Origin of the sequence: Jannaschia formosa (genome assembly GCF_003340555.1) — a bacterium.
Lineage (GTDB): Bacteria > Pseudomonadota > Alphaproteobacteria > Rhodobacterales > Rhodobacteraceae > Jannaschia > Jannaschia formosa.
In genome coordinates this window covers 96639-112619 of record NZ_QPLJ01000006.1, presented here as the reverse complement: position 1 = coordinate 112619, position 15981 = coordinate 96639, and the positions used below count along the sequence as shown (strand labels likewise).

Genomic DNA, 15981 nt, shown 5'->3' with positions numbered 1-15981 from the left:
CGATGCGGGCGGCCTCACTCGTTCCTCCGGGCACGGCGTCCCGTGGATCGCCGGATCGGCCCGGCGACGCCGCCTGGAACGGACAGGTCTCAAGACGGGCGTGACAGGCTCTGGCCCCCGTCGATACCGGCCAGACGGCGGCGCGTCAGCCGAACAGGGCCCGGATGATCTCTTCGATATCGGCCGGCTTGCTGCAGCGCGGGCAGGACCGGTAGGGCTCCGGGATGGCCCAGTCGTCGTAGCCGGTCGTGAAGACGAAGGGGATGTTCCTGGCCAGCAGGACGTCGGCGACCGGGAAGGACTCCTCCCGTCCCAGCGTGACGTCCAGCGTGGCGCCGTCGACCCTTGCCTCCGAGGAGAGCAGCTCCAGCGCGGCGCGGACCGAGGGAACGGGGCCGAGCACCTCCGCTCCGCGATCCTCCAATTCCAGGCGCAGCTCGTCGGCGATCATGTACTCGTCCTCGACGATCAGGACGCGGCGCCCGCCGAGGTTCCCGGCCGCCGCATCAGCCACGCGACCTGCCTCCGAACCGGGTTGAGACGGGCACCAGGACGACGCAGCGCAGGCCGTCCGGTCCCAGGTCGTACTCGGTCTGGGCGTCGAGCTGGTAGGGCAGGGCGCGCTCGATCAGCTCGCGTCCATAGCCGCTGCCGCGCGCGGGGTCGCCCGGCGGCGGGACCGGCACGCCCGTTTCGCGCCACTCGACGCGCAGGCGCGGCTCTCCGTCGTGCTCCAGCAGGTGCCAGTCGATGGAGAGCCGCCCCTCGGGGCGGCTGAAGGCGCCGTACTTGGTAGCGTTGGTCAACAGCTCGTGGATGGCCAGGGCGAGGGTCTGCACCGTCGTCGAGCGCAGGGGGACGCCTTTCGGCCCGGTCAGGACGATCCGCTCGTCCCCGGTCAGGCCATGCCCGCTCAGCTCCGCCTCCAGCAGCTCGTCGAAGGTGATCCGGTCGCCCTCCTCCAGCCGGGAGAGCAGGCCGTTCACCCGCGCCAGCGCCATCAGCCTGTTCTGGAAATGGTACTGGAACACGTCCAGCGAACTGCTGTTGGCCAGGGTTCGGCCCGCGACCGCGCGGACGACGTTCAGCAGGTTGCGCGTGCGGTGCTGCAGCTCGGCCACCAGCACCCGCAGCCTGTCGGCCGTGCGCTTCTCCTCGGTGACGTCGTGGCCGACGCCGCCGATGCGCCGGACGCGCCCGTCGGCCCCGAGGATCGGGAAATCGGTGTTGCGCAGCCAGCGGATCTCGCCATCGGACGGGCGGATGACGCGATACTCGAAGGTCGCGGTCTCGCCGCGGCGCACGCGCTCGATATTCGCGGCGGCGTGGTCGCGGTCTTCCGGCACGATCAGGTCGAGCCAACTGCTTAGCCCGCCGCCCGCGAGCCCGGAGGCGCGGTCGACGCCGTAGATCCGCTCGAAGGCCGGGCTCAGGTATTCCCAGTCGAGCGTGTCGGCCGTCCGGATCCAGAGTACGTCCAGCGAAGCCTCGCCGAAGCCCAGCAGCCGCTCTTCGCTGTCGCGATGCGCCGCCTCGGCGCGCGCCCGCTTCACGGCGTCCCAGCTGCGTTCCGCGGTCTCCCGGACCAGCTCGATCTCGCGGGGGGTCCACTCGCGCGCCTCGCTCGAATGGACGCCGAAACCCGTGACCAGCCGCCCGTCCTTGACGAGCGGCAGGCTCAGGCGGGCCCGCACGCCATGCTGGCGCCAGAAGGCGCGCCGGTCCTCGGACATCTCTCCGGCCTCGATGTCGGGAATGACGACCGCGCGTCCGGCGCGCAGCATTTCGAGTTGGGGCGTGAACTTTTCGGCCGGGTGGCGGCCCGCAAAGCTCGCCGTGCCTTCGGCGAGGTATTCCCGCTCCACCACGACGAACTCTTGCCCGTTCTCGATGACGAGCCCGGCATAGACCACGCGGGATACCCCCAGATGACGGCCGAGAAGCCGCGTCGCCTCCTGCTGGATCGCGACGGGATCGTTGAGCGGTTGAAGCGCATCGCTGAGCGCGAGCAGGAACGCCTTGCGCTCCTCGCTCGCGCGCAACGTCTCCTCGGCACGGCGTTGCGCGGTGATGTCCTGCACCACCCCAAGCAGCCATTGCCCCCCGCCTTCCTGAACGCGGGTGATGAACATCGACAGGACCATGCCCTGCGTTTCGGCCTCTCGCACGATCCGCATCGGCTCGCCGGTCTCCATCACGCGGGCGAAGTCGTCGTACCAAGCCTCGTCCTCGTCGGGGAAATTCTCGCGCATCGTCTGGCCCGTCAGGTCCGGGATGCCGAACATATGCTGCATCGCCGGGTTCATCGCGACGTAGCGGTAGTCTCGCAGACCGTCGGCTCCGACGGGGAGCTGCTCGCACAGCCATGCCCCCTCGTCGATCGAGTCGAAGAGGGCGCGGTGGCGGGCCTCGCTCCGGCGGAGCGCAGCCTCCGCCCTCTTGCGCTGGGTGATGTCGGTGAACAGGACGGCGAAGGGGCGCGGGGCGTCCGGTCCGGCCCTTTCGGCCTCCACCGGCGAGACGGAGAAGCTGAACCAGCGGTCGATCACGGCGGTGTACTGCTCCGCGTGTTCGGCGAGACCGCTGCGCGCGACCCGGTCGTAGATCTCCAGCCAGTAGGGCTCGGCGTCGGGCGCGATCTCGCTCAGCCGTCGCCCGGCATGGCCCTGCACGCCGATCAGGCGCGCCGCGGCGCGATTGCCTTCGTGGTAGTACACGTCGATCGGCCGGCCTTCCGCGTCGCGGACCACCTCGGCGAGGACATAGCCCTCGTCCATCGTCTCGAATAGGTGGCGATACTTCGCCTCCCCGAGGCGGAGCGCCACCTCGGCGCAGGCGCGTTCCGTCGCTGCCCGAATGCGTTCCGCGACCTCGTGCATCAGATCGAGTTCACGCGGGGTCCAGTCGCGCGGCGCCGGGTCCGCCACGCAGAGCGCGCCGAGAAGCCGGCCCGCCTTCATCAGCGGCGCGCCCATGCAGGCGACGATGCGGAGCGCCTCCGAGGCGTGGCGGTCAGGCTCGGGCACGAGCGGCGAGGTCCGGACGTCGGAGATGGCATGGCATTCGCCCCGGCGAAGGATCTTCACCGCCCAGTCGAAATTGGAGATCCCATGCATCCCCGCGAGCGAGCGCGCGTCCGCCCGAACAAAGTCCCGGCCGATCCGCGCCGCCCCCTTCGCCTCGTTTATCTCGACGTAGAAGGCGCGCTCGACGCCGAGATGCCTGGCCAGAAGACGGCAGGCCTCGCCTTCTATCGAATCCCTGTCGTCCATCGGCCGGATCGCGTCGCTGAGCGCCAGAAGGAACGCCTGTCGCGCTTCGCTCTCGCGCAGGGCGGTCTCGGCGGCGGCGCTGCGGCGCTCCGAGATGACCCGGTCCGTCGTCTCCACCACGACCGCGAGCACGCCCGCGACCTTCTCGGCGTCGTCGCGCACCGGGCTGTAGAAGAGGTCGAACCAGGCCTCCGCCTCCCCGCCGTTGCGTCGGAGCTTCAGGTTCTGGTCGCGGAAGGTCCGCGACTCGCCGCGCAGCACGGCGTCGTAGATCGGGGTGGTGAAGTCCCGGATCTCCGGCCAGCAGGCATGGGTCGGCTGGCCCAGCCCCCGCGCATGCTTGACCCCGATCAAGGCGCGATATGCGTCGTTGTAGATCTGGACGAGATCGGGCCCCCACTTGACGACCATCGCGACTGGCGACGCGAGGACCATCTCGACGGTCCAACGGAGGCTGCGCGGCCAGGAGTCGATCGGGCCGAGCCCGGTCTTCGCCCAGTCCAGTGCGCGGACGTCGCTGGCCAGTTCTCCGGTGCCCGGTGGCCAGTCGAAGGTGTCGGCCATCGCACGACCCTCCACGATCGCTTTCGCTCGTCGGGAAAGCCTAACCGTCCTTGCCCGTCGAAGGAACAGGCTTCGGACCTTGTCGCGTGCTGCAAGCCCGGTGGCCCGCCCGATCCGCTCCGGCGGCGACGGCCTCGAACGTGGCAGAGGTCGGGCTCGCCGCCGCCCCAAAGGTCCGGGGCGGTGGCGTCGCGCATCGTTTGACCCCGCGGTCCACCCGAAGGCGCGGTCCGCGGGGCCGGGTATGGCTCAGATCAGCTTGCCCATCGCGACCGCGGTGTCGGCCATGCGGTTCGAGAAGCCCCACTCGTTGTCGTACCAACTCAGGATCCGGCACAACTTGCCCTCTTCCATGACCTTGGTCTGGTCGAGGTGGAAGATCGACGAATGGGGGTCGTGGTTGAAGTCGCTCGAGACCAGCTTCTTGTCCGTGTAGCCTAGGATGCCCTTCAGCGGCCCGTCCGCGGCTTCGCGGATGGCGGTGTTGATCTCCTCGACGGAGGTGCTGCGCGCGGCGGTGAAGGTCAGGTCCACCACCGAGACGTTGGGCGTCGGCACGCGGATGGCGACGCCGTCCATCTTGCCGTTGAGCTCGGGCATGACGAGGCCCACGGCCTTCGCTGCGCCGGTCGAGGTCGGGATCATCGACAGCGCGGCGGCACGCGCCCGGTAGAGATCCTTGTGCATCGTGTCGAGCGTCGGCTGGTCGCCGGTATAGCTGTGGATCGTCGTCATGAAGCCGCGCTCGATCCCGATGGCGTTGTGCAGGACATGGGCGACCGGGGTCAGGCAGTTCGTCGTGCAGGACGCGTTCGAGACGATCAGGTCGTCGGCCGTCAGCGTGTCGTGGTTGACGCCGTAGACGATGGTCTTCTCGGCGCCGCTCGCCTGGCTCAGCGGGGCGGAGATCAGGACCCGCTTCGCGCCGGCATCGAGATGGGCCTTGGCCTTCTCGGGCGAGGTGAAGATGCCGGTGCATTCCATGACGATGTCCACATCCGACCAGGGCAGGTCGGCGGGGTTGCGCTCGGCGGTGACGCGGATCTTGCCGCGGCCGACGTCGATCCAGTCGTCACCGGTCGTCACCTCGGCGGGAAAGCGGCCGTGAACGCTGTCGTATTGCAGAAGGTGGGCGTTGGTCTCGACCGGGCCGAGGTCGTTGATCGCGATGACCTCGATATCGGTACGGCCCGACTCGACGATGCTGCGCAGGACGTTGCGGCCGATCCGGCCGAACCCGTTGATTGCTACCTTGACCATGGGATCCTCTTCGCTGTGCGCGGCGGCCAGGCGGAAGCGCGACGGCGCCGCTATCGGTTCGAGGTGGCGCTACCACGGGGCCGGGGCGGCCGGCAAGTCAGCGCCAGAATGCGACAAGCTCGATCAGGCGCAGCATCCGCCGCGCGAGGAAGAACAGGGCCTCGCCGTCGTTGAGCAGGACGTCGGCCAGGACGAGGGCCGCGATGAGGAGGGCGAGGCCGAGGGCGATCCGGTTGGTCATGGGCGGAGCATGGCCCCGGGCGGGGGCGGGGGAAAGGGCTCGCGTCGGCTCCGGCCGCCGAGGCGCCCGCCAGCGGCAGGCCGGGGCTGGTCGGGCCCGCCATCGACGCTAGGCTTCGGGGAGAACGGGCCGCTTGCATGCGCGCGCCGGGGCCCGATGTTGGGCGGAACGGATTCGCCCGAGCGAGGAGCAGGTGGCATGAGCGGACTTCTAGCCCTTCTGGACGATGTCGCGGCGATCGCGAAGGTGGCCTCGGCCAGCGTCGACGACGTCATCGGCCAGGCGACGAAGGCCGGGGCCAAGGCCGCGGGCGCGGTAATCGACGACGCGGCGGTCACGCCGAAATACGTCCACGGCTTCGCCGCCGCGCGCGAGCTGCCGATCGTCTTCAAGATCGCGCGCGCTTCGATCTTCAACAAGCTCGTCATCCTGCTGCCGGTGGCGCTGCTGCTGGCGTCCTTCGCGCCCTGGCTGATCCCGCCGCTGCTGATCCTCGGCGGCCTCTACCTCTGCTTCGAGGGGGCCGAGAAGCTGCATCACTGGCTCAGTCCCAAGCACGACGACAGCCTGGCCCAGATCAAGGACCCCGCCCATACCCCGCTGGACGCCGCCCATCTGGAGGAGAAGCGCGTGAAGGGCGCGGTCAAGACGGATTTCATCCTCTCGGCCGAGATCATGACGATCGCGTTGGCGGCGACCGATGCCGACGCGTCGATCTGGTTCAAGGCCGCCGTTCTCGCGGTGATCGCGGTGGTCATCACCGTAGCGGTCTACGGCGCCGTCGCGCTGATCGTGAAGGCGGACGATGTCGGCCTGCATCTCGCGCAGGAGGGGCGGACCGCCTTCGGGCGGCGGCTCGGCGCCGCCGTGGTCAAGGGGATGCCGGGCTTCATGAAGGTGCTGACCGTCGTCGGGACGGCCGCGATGCTCTGGGTCGGCGGCAACATCGTCGTCCACGCGCTGCACGAGATGGGCTGGCACCTGCCCTACGACCTGATCCACGGCGCCGCCGTCGGGCTGGGGCAGGGGAACGGGGTCATCGAGTGGATCGTAACGGCGGTGCTGGACGGAATCGTCGGGATCGCGCTGGGCTACGCATTGATCCCGGTGGTGGAGAAAGTCTCGGCGCTGTTCGGCAAGAAAGACGACGCGGCGGCGCATTAATCGGTCGCGGTGGAGCGGACCTCTGTTCATCAATCGTTGCGGGATACGAACGACTTGCATGTTGAAGAGCCCGGACGTCTAAGTCCGAGCTCAATCGTTCTGGCACTCAGCCGTTCGTGCAAGTGACTGGAACGCCTTCGGTTACAAGTTCTTGCCAGTTAGCACCAAGGACGTTCCTTGCAGAGAGTGCGTTGGAGTATTCCGAGGATCCCGGAGCGATCATCCGGACGACGAGGCCCTGATCATTGACGCCGGACCAACCGTCGTACCCCGTGTTGTCATCGACAATGATGAAAGCATCCCCGCCTTGACGGACCACCTCAATCGCCGCGGCGCGGAATGCCACGTTGCGGGCGCCGGACGCGCCACAGGCGGGCGCGGCACGAGTGCTTACCTTGAAAGTGTCTTGGGACATGGGCTGCACGTCGGTTTGCGCGCAGGCTCCTAAAATCGACAGCATTCCTGCTGTCGCGATTGTCCGAAGGCGCATGAGTATTCTCCTGATCAGCAAAAGTGCCGCTCTGGTGATTTCACTGCATGATGTCAAATATTTGCACAGAATCTGGTCTTGTCGACAAAGTTTGCGCAGGCTCCTACATCAACTCCCGCACCGCCTGCGCCACCGCCTTGGCCGTGATGCCGAAATGCTCGAACAGTTCCTCCGCCGGCGCGGAGGAGCCGAAGCCGTCCATTCCGACGAAAGCCGCCTTGTTCGCGCGCCCCCGCTCGCCACAGAGCCAGCGATCCCAGCCCATGCGGCAGCCCGCCTCGACGGCGACCCGGACCGGCCCGGCGGGCAGGACGCGCTTGCGGTACTTCTCGTCCTGCTGCTCGAACAGCTCCCAGCAGGGCATGGAGACGACGCGCGTCCCGATGCCGTCCTGCTGCAGAAGCTCCCGCGCCTCCAGCGCGAGATGCACCTCGGAGCCGGTGGCGAGCAGGATCGCCATCCGCTTGCCGTCCGCCTCGGCGAGCACATAGGCGCCCTGCGCCACGAGGTTCTTGTTGGTCGCCTCCTTGCGGACGGCGGGCACGCCCTGCCGCGTCAGCGAAAGGACCGACGGCGTTCGCGTGGAGGTCAGCGCCAGCTCCCAAGCCTCGGCGGTCTCGGTCGTGTCGGCGGGGCGGAAGACGTTCATGTTCGGCGTCGCGCGGCTGATCGCCAGATGCTCGACCGGCTGGTGGGTCGGGCCGTCCTCGCCGAGCCCGATGCTGTCATGCGTCATCACGTAAGTGACCGGCACATGCATCAGCGCCGAGAGCCGCATGGCGGGCCGGGCATAGTCGGTGAAGCACATGAAGGTGCCGCCATAGGGGCGCACGCCGCCATGCAGCGCCATGCCGTTCATCGCGGCGGCCATGCCGTGCTCGCGGATGCCGTAATAGACGTAGCGGCCCTTGCGGTCCTCGGGCGAGAATACGCCCAGCCCCTCGGTCAGCGTATTGTTCGACCCGGTCAGGTCCGCCGAGCCGCCGATGGTCTCGGACATGATCGGGTTCACGACCTCCAGCACCATCTCCGAGGACTTGCGGGTCGCGACCTTGGGCTGCGTCTCGGCCAGCTGGCGCTTCAGCGCCTTGATCGTGGCCGAGAGACGCTTCGGCGCCTCGCCCGACAGCGCCCGCTCGAACTCGGCCTTCTTGCCGGAGCCGAGCGCGTCGAACCTCTCCTGCCAGGCGGCGCGGGCAGCGGCGCCGCGGCGGCCGATCTCCTCCCACTCGGCCTTCAGGTCGGCGGGAATCTCGAAGGCCGCCTGGTCCCAGCCATAGGCGCGCTTGGTCGCTTCGACCACGCCGGCATCGGTCAGCGCGCCGTGGCCCTTGGCCGTGTCCTGGGCCGAGGATCCGATGGCGATATGCGTCTTGCAGGCGATCATCGTCGGCCGGTCGCTGGCCTTCGCCTCCGCCAGGGCTGCGTCGATGGCGGCCGGGTCGTGGCCGTCCACGGCCAGCGTGTGCCAGCCGCAGGCTTCGAACCGCGCGCGCTGGTCGGTGATGTCCGACAGCGAGACCTTGCCGTCGATCGTGATCCCGTTGTCGTCGAAGAGGACCGTCAGGTGGCTGAGCTTCTGGCGCCCGGCCAGCGCGATGGCCTCGTGGCTGACGCCTTCCATCAGGCACCCGTCCCCGGCGATCACCCAGGTGCGGTGGTCGACGATCTTCCTGCCGTAGCGGGCGCGCTGCGACTCCTCGGCGATGGCCATGCCGACCGCGGTGGCCAATCCCTGGCCCAGCGGGCCGGTCGTCGTCTCGATGGCCTGGGCGAGGAAGTTCTCGGGATGGCCCGCGGTCTTCGAGCCGAGCTGCCGGAAGTTGCGGATCTGGTCGAGCGTGATCTCCGCGTCGCCCATGAGGTAGAGCAGCGAATAGAGCAGCATCGACCCGTGCCCCGCCGAAAGCACGAAACGGTCCCGGTCCGGCCAGTTCGGGGCCGAGGCGTCGAACTTCAGGTGCTTCTCGAACAGGACGGTCGCGACGTCGGCCATGCCCATCGGCATGCCCGAATGGCCGGAATTTGCCGCGGCGACCGCGTCCAGCGTCAGCGTCCGGATCGCGGCGGCACGGCGCCAATGCGCCGGATTGGCCGCGCGAAGGGCGTCGAGATCGGGGGTCTGGGCTGCGTCGGACATCGGGGCCTCCGGGCGGGTCTGGGGTGGCGTTCCTGTTAGCAGGCTGGGATAGGGAGGCAAGACATGCCGGGTCAGGCTTTGACACCGGGGGCGGTTTGCGATTCGATGCGCGAAACCCGGAAACGAGGGAGAGCAGGATGGCGGAGCAAGCGGAGCTGGACTCGGCGCTCGCACGGCTGGAGGCGGCGCTGAGCGCGGCACAGGACGCGATGAGCGATAGCGCGGCGGGACCGGACCTGTCCGACGAGCTGGCCCAGGCGCGTGCGGCGCTGTCCGAGGCCGAGGCGCGGGCGGGGACGCTGGAGTCCGAACTGCGCGCCGCGCAGAAGGCGCTGGCCGACTCGCAGGACGCGCTGGCCGCGGCACAAGATGCCCTGAGCGAGACGCCCGCAGGCGGCGGCGCCGAGTCCGAGCGGATGCGCGGCGCGCTCGAGGCGCTGGCCGCGCAGGTCGACCGGCTGCGCTCCGGCGCGGGCGATGTTGACGAGACGCTGCGCGCCGAGAACGAGGCCCTGCGCGCCGCCCGTGCGCTGGACCTCGCCGAGATGAAGGCGCTTCTCTCCGACCTCCAACCGCTGCTGGAGCCCGCTCATGCCTGACGTCACCATCGAGATCGGCGGCCGCGCCTTCACCGTCGCCTGTCAGGACGGGGAGGAGGCCTATCTCTCCGCCGCCGCGGCCATGCTCGACCGCGAGGCGCAGCAGCTCGTGCAGGCCGGGTCGCGCCTGACGCCGGACCGGATGCTGCTGATGGCCGGGCTGATGCTGGCCGACAAGTCGATCTCCGCCGAGGAGGAGCTGCGCACGATGGACCGCCGCCTGGCGCAGCAGACCCGGCTTCTGGACGAGCTGCAGTCGAAGCCCGCGCCCGAACCGGTCGAGGTGATAAAGGAGGTGCCGGTCGAGGTGGAGCGCATCGTCGAGAAGGAGGTCGTCCGCGAGACCGTCCCCGACGACGCCGTCGCCCGGCTTCAGACGCTGGCCGAGAAGGCCGAGGCGCTGGCCGCCGAAGCGGTGGAGCGGCGCGGAGGCTGAGCGCCGGCCGGCGGTCGACCGCCGGCGCGCCTCGGCTCAGCCGAGGCCGATCTCCACCAGCAGCCGCCGGGCCTCGTCCGAAGGCTTCGCCAGCGCGTCGCGGTCCTCGCCGGGATGGAACCGCGCGCGCACCGCGGTCGCCATCGGGCGCGGCGTCAGCAGGTGGATGCGGGCGGCCGTCTCCGTGGTGGCCTCGGCCTGCCAGGACTGGATCAGGGCGCGCTGGGCCGCTTTGCCCGCAAGATAGGCGCCCGCGAACTTCACCGGCCGGTCGTCGTCGAAGAACACGGCCGTTCCGCCGCCCGCCGCGCGAAGAAGCGGCGCGACATAGGGGATGAGCCGCGCCAGAGCCGTGACGTTCACCGCCACCGCCTTCTCCATGTCCTTCTCGGAGACCATGTGCGCGGGCGAAAGCGGCGGGGCGTGGACCGCCGTATGGACCCAGAGCGGCAGCGCGCCCCAGCGGTCGTGGATGCCGCGGCAGAGATGCTGCATCGCGCCCGCGTCGGTCACGTCCATCGGCGCCAGCGTCGCTGCGCCGCCTGCGGCCTGGATGCGGTCGTCGAGTTCCTCCAGCGCGCCCTGGGTGCGGGCCACGGCGACGACATGGGTGCCGCGCGCGGCGAGCGTCTCGGCGATGGCGGCGCCGAGGCCCCGCGAGGCGCCGGTGACGAGGGCGAGATCGGGTCTGTCCATGACGGGCTCCTTTGCGCGCGCGGCCTGACATGTCCGGGGGGCGACATCAAGTTGACACCCGTCCCGCCGGGGCGGAAAAGACCCCCGAGACAACCAAGCGCCGCGCGCGGAGGACCCCGACATGACCCCCAATCAACAGGCCATCCAGCGCCCGTCCCTGGCCCGCCAGGCTGCGTATGTGCTGGCCGGCACCATCGTCATCGCCATCGCCGCCCAGATCAGCGTGCCGATGTATCCGGTGCCGATGACGCTGCAGACGCTGGCCATCCTGGGCGTGGGCTTCGCGCTGGGCGCGCGGCTGGGCGCGATCACGGTGCTGGCCTACCTGGCCGAGGGCGCGATGGGCCTGCCGGTCTTCGCGAACTTCGCGAACGGCGCGGCGCTGGTCGGCCCGACGGCGGGCTTCCTTGTGGGCTTCGTCGGCCTCGCCTTCCTCGCCGGGCTCGCCCGCGACCGCGGCCTGACCGGCCCGCTCGCCCTGTCGGCGGTCGCCATCGCGGCCTCGCTCGCGCTCTACATCCCCGGGCTCGCCTGGCCGATGGGCGTCGCCGCTGCGGTGGGGATCGAGGTCTGGGGCGCCGACCTGGCCTTCGGTCCGCTGACCGCGGCCTTCATGACGCCGTTCCTGATCGGCGACGTGGTCAAGGCGGTGATCGCCGCGCTGCTGGCCTCCGGTGGCCTCGCTTGGCTGCGCGCGCGCGGCTGAGACGATCTCCTGCCGGCGTCAGGCCACCGTTTCAGGGCCGCCTTCGGGCGGCCCTTTCGCTTTTGCGGTCAGGCGGGTGATCGCGGAGCGGCACGGTCCGGCCTCCAGCCAGTTGCACCCGGCGCAGAGGGCCGACAGGTCCTCCGCCCGGACCCGGCGCCGCACCAGATCGAGGCAGGCCCCCCAGCTCAACCGGTCCCCCGGGGCGAGGCCGAGCGCCGCGCCATGGCGTGCATCGAGCGCGTCGATCAGGGACTGGGTCTCGCAGCCCGCGCCGCGGCGGAAAGGGCAGGGGGCGCAGATCGAGTCGGCATTGCCGGTGACATGGATCGTGACCGACGCCCCGCCCGGCTTTCGCAACGTGCCGTCGACGATGCGGGAAATGTTGGCCGCATAGGCCGCGTTGTAACCCTGGCCGTCGAACCCGATGGCGCAGAGCACATGGTGAGGGCGCAGGCGAACGCTCATCCCTGACGTTAGTCGCAGGACGGATTGTGCGGCGACTGAATCCTTCGGTCGTTAAGCATTTCTTGATTGGCCTATTCCGCCGCTTTCAGCCGGAAGCCCCTGTCCAGCTGGTCCGCCGGCGCGACCGGATACTCGCCGGAGAAGCAGGCATCGCAATATTGCGGCGCGTTCGGATCGCGGCCCTTCGCCTCGCCGACGGCGCGGTAGAGTCCGTCGAGCGAGATGAAGCGCAGCGAATCGACGCCGAGATGTGCGCGCATCTCCTCCTCGGTCATGGTCGCGGCCAGCAGCTTTTCGCGCTGCGGCGTATCGACCCCGTAGAAGCAGGGCCAGGCCGTCGGCGGCGAGGCGATGCGGAAATGAACCTCCTTCGCGCCGGCGTCGAGGATCATTTCCTTGATCTTGCGCGATGTCGTGCCGCGCACGACGCTGTCGTCCACGAGGATGATGCGCTTGCCCCGGACAAGTGCCCGGTTGACGTTCAGCTTCAGGCGGACCCCCATGTTGCGGATCGACTCCGTCGGCTCGATGAAGGTGCGGCCCATGTACTGATTGCGGATGATCCCCATCGCGTAGGGGATGCCCGATTCCAGGCCGAAGCCGATGGCCGCGGGCGTCCCCGAGTCCGGCACCGGGCAAACGAGATCGGCGTCGACCGGCGCTTCCTTGGCCAGTTCGCGGCCGATCGCCTCGCGGGTTGAATAGACCGATTGCCCGCCCAGGATCGAATCGGGGCGGCTGAAATAGACATGCTCGAAGATGCAGAAGCGGGGGCGGCGCGGCTCGAACGGGCGGTGGGAAGTCACGCCTTCTTCCGGCGTGATCACGACCATCTCGCCCGGCGCGACCTCGCGCACGAACTCCGCCCCGATGATGTCGAGCGCGCAGGTCTCGGAGGCCAGCGCCCAGCCCTCGCCGACGCGGCCCAGCACCAGCGGGCGCACGCCCAGCGGGTCGCGCACGCCGATCAGCTTGGTGCGCGTCATCGCGATGACGCTGAACGCGCCCTCGACCCGGCGCAGCGCGTCCTTCATCCGCTCCGGGATGGAGCGCTGCAGCGACCGCGCCATCAGGTGGATGATGCATTCGCTGTCCGACGAGGACTGGAAGATCGAGCCGCGCTCGATCAGCTCGCGGCGCAGCGCCTCGGCATTGGTGATGTTGCCGTTATGGGCGATGGCCGCGCCGCCCATCGCGAACTCCCCGAAGAAGGGCTGGACGTCGCGGATGGCGGTGTTGCCCTTGGAGCCGCTGGTCGAATAGCGCACATGCCCGATGCCCAGCGTCCCGGGCAGCATGTCCATCACGTCCTGGCTGGTGAAGTTGTCGCGGACATAGCCGAAGCGGCGGACGGAGTTGAAGCCTTGCTCGGGGTCGTGGACGACGATGCCGCCCGCTTCCTGGCCCCGGTGCTGCAGGGCATGCAGGCCAAGCGCCGTGAAGTTGGCGGCCTCGGCCACGCCGACGACGCCGAAGATGCCGCACTCCTCGCGCAGCTTGTCGTCGTCGAAGGGGGTGCTTCGCCAGGTGGGGTCGGTCATGGGGGGACTCGCGGAGAGATTCGCGTCGACCGTCACATAAGCGTTGCATGCGGCCGTGTCACCCCGCGCCGCCGCGGGGACGGGGTCGCGCCTCAGAAGCGGCGGCGGATGGCGGCGAGCCCGCCCGGGGCAGCCAGAAGCGGCAGCGCGCTGGCAGGCAGGGGAATGGTGCCGGAGATGTCGCCGTCCGAGTCGGCGTCGAGGAAGATCGTGCCCGACATGGCGCGGGGAGGGCTTTGTCGTAGTTCAAGCGCAAAGGCCCTCAGGCTCCCCTGGTGGCAGGCCCTGTCGCTTTCGGGGCGTCGCGTGGCCCCTCGCGGTCCTTCAGGGCTGCTGTGGCCCGCCCGCGCCCATGATCGTGACCCCCCCTCTCAGTTCGTCGCCGCCTCGACCGGCGCGCCGCACTCGCCGACCAGCGCCTCGTAGCGCTCCACGATCCAGCCGGGCGCGTCCTCTGGCACCTGCGCCTCCAGCGCCGTCTGGACGCGGCTGAACACGGTGGCCGACCGGCTCTCCTCGACGGCAGGGATGCCCTCGTTCACGATGACGCGATCGTAGACGATGAAGCCGACCGCGATCAGCAGCACGCCGCGCAGCACCCCGAAGAGGAAGCCCAGCCCCTGGTCGATCGGCCCCAGTGCGGAATGGCGCACCGCCGAGGACAGAAGCGGCGTGAACAGCGCGGCGATGACCAGCGACAGGGCGAAGACCAGCGCGAAGGCCGCCAGCACGGCCAGCTCGCAGCTTTCACCCAGCACCTCGCCGACATAGGGGATCTCGCGGACCAGCGGCTCGGCGGCACCGGCGAAGGTAAAGGCCAGGAAGGCGGCCGCGATCCAGCCGAGGATGGCCATGCCCTCGCGCACGAGGCCTCGCGAATAGGCGAGGATCGCCGAGAGGACGATGACGAGCGCGACGCCCCCGTCGACGATGGTGAAACTTTCCATGCCCGTCCTTCCGTCACGACCCGGAGAGGATCAGGCTGCCCCGAAGACTTCCCCCACCAGGGCGGTCAGGTCGGGCAGCAGCCGCAGGGCCATCCCCCCCGCATCTCCGGTCTTGCAGCCCTTCGGGGCCATCGCCGCGCTAAAACCAAGTTTCGCGGCTTCCTTCAAGCGATTTTCGGCCTGGGCCACGGGGCGCAGCGCGCCCGACAGCGACAGCTCGCCGAAGATCACCGTCTCGGGCGGCACGACCGCATCCTCGCGCGCCGAGAGAAGCGCGCAGGCCACGGCGAGGTCGGCGGCGGGCTCGGAGATGCGGATGCCGCCCGCGACGTTCAGGTAGACGTCGAGCCCGGCGAAGGTGATGCCCGTCCGCGCCTCCAGCACGGCGAGGACCATGCTGAGCCGTCCCCCGTCCCAGCCGACGACCGCGCGCCGCGGCTGGCTGAGCTGCGAGGGCGCGACCAGGGCCTGGATCTCGACCAGCAGAGGGCGCGTGCCCTCGATCCCGGCGAAGACGACGGTGCCCGGCGCGGGCGCGTCACGCTCGCCGAGGAACAGCGCCGAGGGGTTGGCGACCTCGGCCAGCCCGCCGCCCGTCATCTCGAAGACGCCGATCTCGTCGGCGGGGCCGAAGCGGTTCTTGACCGCGCGCAGGATGCGGAACTGGTGGCCCCGCTCGCCCTCGAAATAGAGGACGGTGTCGACCATGTGCTCGACCACGCGGGGGCCGGCGATCTGGCCCTCCTTGGTGACGTGGCCCACCAGGATCACTGCGGTGCCGAAGCGCTTGGCGAAGCTGGTCAGCTCCTGTGCCGAGGCGCGGACCTGGCTGACCGAGCCCGGGGCGCTGTCTACCGTGTCGACCCACATCGTCTGGATCGAGTCGATGATGGCCAGCGCCGGACGCTCGGCTTCCAGCGTGGTCAGCACGTCGCGCAGGTTCGTCTCGGCGGCGAGCCTGACGGGCGCGTCGCCCAAGCCCAGCCGCTGCGCGCGCATCCGCACCTGGGCCGTCGCCTCTTCGCCGGTGATGTAGACCACGGACTCGCCCGCGCGTGCGAAGGCCGCGGCGGCCTGCAGCAGCAGCGTGGACTTTCCGATCCCGGGATCGCCGCCCACCAGCGTCGCCGAGGCGGGGACGAGCCCGCCGCCCAGCACGCGGTCGAGCTCCGCCATGCCGGACAGGGTGCGCGGCGGCGGCGCCTCTTCGGTGCGCAGGTCGGTCAGCGCCATGCGCTTGCCCTTGGCAGTGCCCAGCGACTTCTTCGACGGGCCCTGCGACAGCGGCACCTCTTCCTGAATCGTGTTCCAGGCGCCGCAGCCATCGCAACGGCCCGTCCATTTCTTGTGGATCATGCCGCATTCGGTGCAGGCGAACTGGGTGACGGGCTTGGCCATGTTCCCGATTTGGTCCATCCTGCGCCGGATTACAACGACAAAGGCCCGGCGTGGCAGCG

At 69.7% G+C, this 15981-nt stretch carries 16 protein-coding genes; 4 read left to right on the top strand and 12 right to left on the bottom strand.

Annotated features, from left to right (window positions below; genetic code table 11):
• Window positions 1-145: 145 nt before the first annotated feature.
• The 4 genes from DR046_RS08850 to DR046_RS23615 form a co-directional block, all read right to left on the bottom strand.
• Window positions 146-514, bottom strand: coding sequence for a response regulator (locus tag DR046_RS08850; RefSeq protein WP_209313565.1), 369 nt, complete (start codon window positions 512-514; stop codon window positions 146-148).
• A complete protein-coding gene (locus tag DR046_RS08845; protein ID WP_115382016.1) occupies window positions 507-3836 on the bottom strand; it encodes a PAS domain-containing protein in 3330 nt (1109 codons plus the stop codon). Before DR046_RS08845 ends, DR046_RS08850 begins: the two co-directional genes overlap by 8 nt.
• A gap of 249 nt (window positions 3837-4085) precedes the next feature.
• The gene (gene gap / locus DR046_RS08840; protein WP_115382015.1) at window positions 4086-5096 is read right to left on the bottom strand and encodes a type I glyceraldehyde-3-phosphate dehydrogenase; all 1011 of its coding nucleotides are present in this window, start codon (window positions 5094-5096) and stop codon (window positions 4086-4088) included.
• Between the two features lie 97 nt (window positions 5097-5193).
• Window positions 5194-5337 (bottom strand): hypothetical protein, encoded by a 144-nt coding sequence (locus DR046_RS23615; protein ID WP_167767014.1) that lies wholly within the window; start codon window positions 5335-5337, stop codon window positions 5194-5196.
• A gap of 198 nt (window positions 5338-5535) precedes the next feature.
• On the opposite strand from DR046_RS23615, the gene DR046_RS08835 reads away from it, so the two are divergent.
• Window positions 5536-6501, top strand: a complete 966-nt coding sequence (locus tag DR046_RS08835; protein WP_115382014.1) for a DUF808 domain-containing protein — start codon at window positions 5536-5538, stop codon at window positions 6499-6501.
• A 106-nt stretch (window positions 6502-6607) separates the two neighbouring features.
• Here the strand turns inward: DR046_RS08835 and DR046_RS08830 are convergent, their stop codons facing one another.
• Together DR046_RS08830 and tkt are read right to left on the bottom strand one after the other, a co-directional pair.
• The gene (locus DR046_RS08830; protein WP_245190880.1) at window positions 6608-6991 is read right to left on the bottom strand and encodes a hypothetical protein; all 384 of its coding nucleotides are present in this window, start codon (window positions 6989-6991) and stop codon (window positions 6608-6610) included.
• A gap of 103 nt (window positions 6992-7094) precedes the next feature.
• Window positions 7095-9131: a transketolase gene (tkt, locus tag DR046_RS08825; RefSeq protein ID WP_115382013.1), complete on the bottom strand. Its 2037-nt coding sequence runs from the start codon at window positions 9129-9131 to the stop codon at window positions 7095-7097.
• 137 nt (window positions 9132-9268) lie between these two features.
• On the opposite strand from tkt, the gene DR046_RS08820 reads away from it, so the two are divergent.
• Both DR046_RS08820 and DR046_RS08815 read left to right on the top strand, forming a co-directional pair.
• Window positions 9269-9730, top strand: coding sequence for a hypothetical protein (locus DR046_RS08820; RefSeq protein WP_115382012.1), 462 nt, complete (start codon window positions 9269-9271; stop codon window positions 9728-9730).
• Window positions 9723-10166: a cell division protein ZapA gene (locus tag DR046_RS08815; RefSeq protein WP_115382011.1), complete on the top strand. Its 444-nt coding sequence runs from the start codon at window positions 9723-9725 to the stop codon at window positions 10164-10166. Before DR046_RS08820 ends, DR046_RS08815 begins: the two co-directional genes overlap by 8 nt.
• Before the next feature lie 36 nt (window positions 10167-10202).
• On the opposite strand, the gene DR046_RS08810 is transcribed toward DR046_RS08815, so the two are convergent.
• Window positions 10203-10862 carry an SDR family NAD(P)-dependent oxidoreductase gene (locus DR046_RS08810; RefSeq protein ID WP_115382010.1) on the bottom strand — a complete coding sequence of 220 codons (660 nt, stop codon included), beginning with the start codon at window positions 10860-10862 and terminating at the stop codon, window positions 10203-10205.
• Between the two features lie 121 nt (window positions 10863-10983).
• On the opposite strand from DR046_RS08810, the gene DR046_RS08805 reads away from it, so the two are divergent.
• Window positions 10984-11568, top strand: a complete 585-nt coding sequence (locus DR046_RS08805; protein WP_115382009.1) for a biotin transporter BioY — start codon at window positions 10984-10986, stop codon at window positions 11566-11568.
• 18 nt (window positions 11569-11586) lie between these two features.
• Here the strand turns inward: DR046_RS08805 and DR046_RS08800 are convergent, their stop codons facing one another.
• The 5 genes from DR046_RS08800 to radA form a co-directional block, all read right to left on the bottom strand.
• On the bottom strand, window positions 11587-12036 hold the full coding sequence (locus DR046_RS08800) for a DUF1284 domain-containing protein (protein WP_115382008.1): 450 nt from the start codon (window positions 12034-12036) through the stop codon (window positions 11587-11589).
• A gap of 71 nt (window positions 12037-12107) precedes the next feature.
• Window positions 12108-13577: an amidophosphoribosyltransferase gene (purF, locus tag DR046_RS08795; RefSeq protein WP_115382007.1), complete on the bottom strand. Its 1470-nt coding sequence runs from the start codon at window positions 13575-13577 to the stop codon at window positions 12108-12110.
• A 92-nt stretch (window positions 13578-13669) separates the two neighbouring features.
• Window positions 13670-13798: a VPLPA-CTERM sorting domain-containing protein gene (locus DR046_RS24610; protein WP_209313564.1), complete on the bottom strand. Its 129-nt coding sequence runs from the start codon at window positions 13796-13798 to the stop codon at window positions 13670-13672.
• Window positions 13799-13948: 150 nt separating this feature from the next.
• Window positions 13949-14524, bottom strand: a complete 576-nt coding sequence (locus DR046_RS08790) for a CvpA family protein (RefSeq protein WP_115382006.1) — start codon at window positions 14522-14524, stop codon at window positions 13949-13951.
• Window positions 14525-14554: 30 nt separating this feature from the next.
• Window positions 14555-15922 (bottom strand): DNA repair protein RadA, encoded by a 1368-nt coding sequence (radA, locus tag DR046_RS08785; protein ID WP_115382005.1) that lies wholly within the window; start codon window positions 15920-15922, stop codon window positions 14555-14557.
• Window positions 15923-15981: the final 59 nt, after the last annotated feature.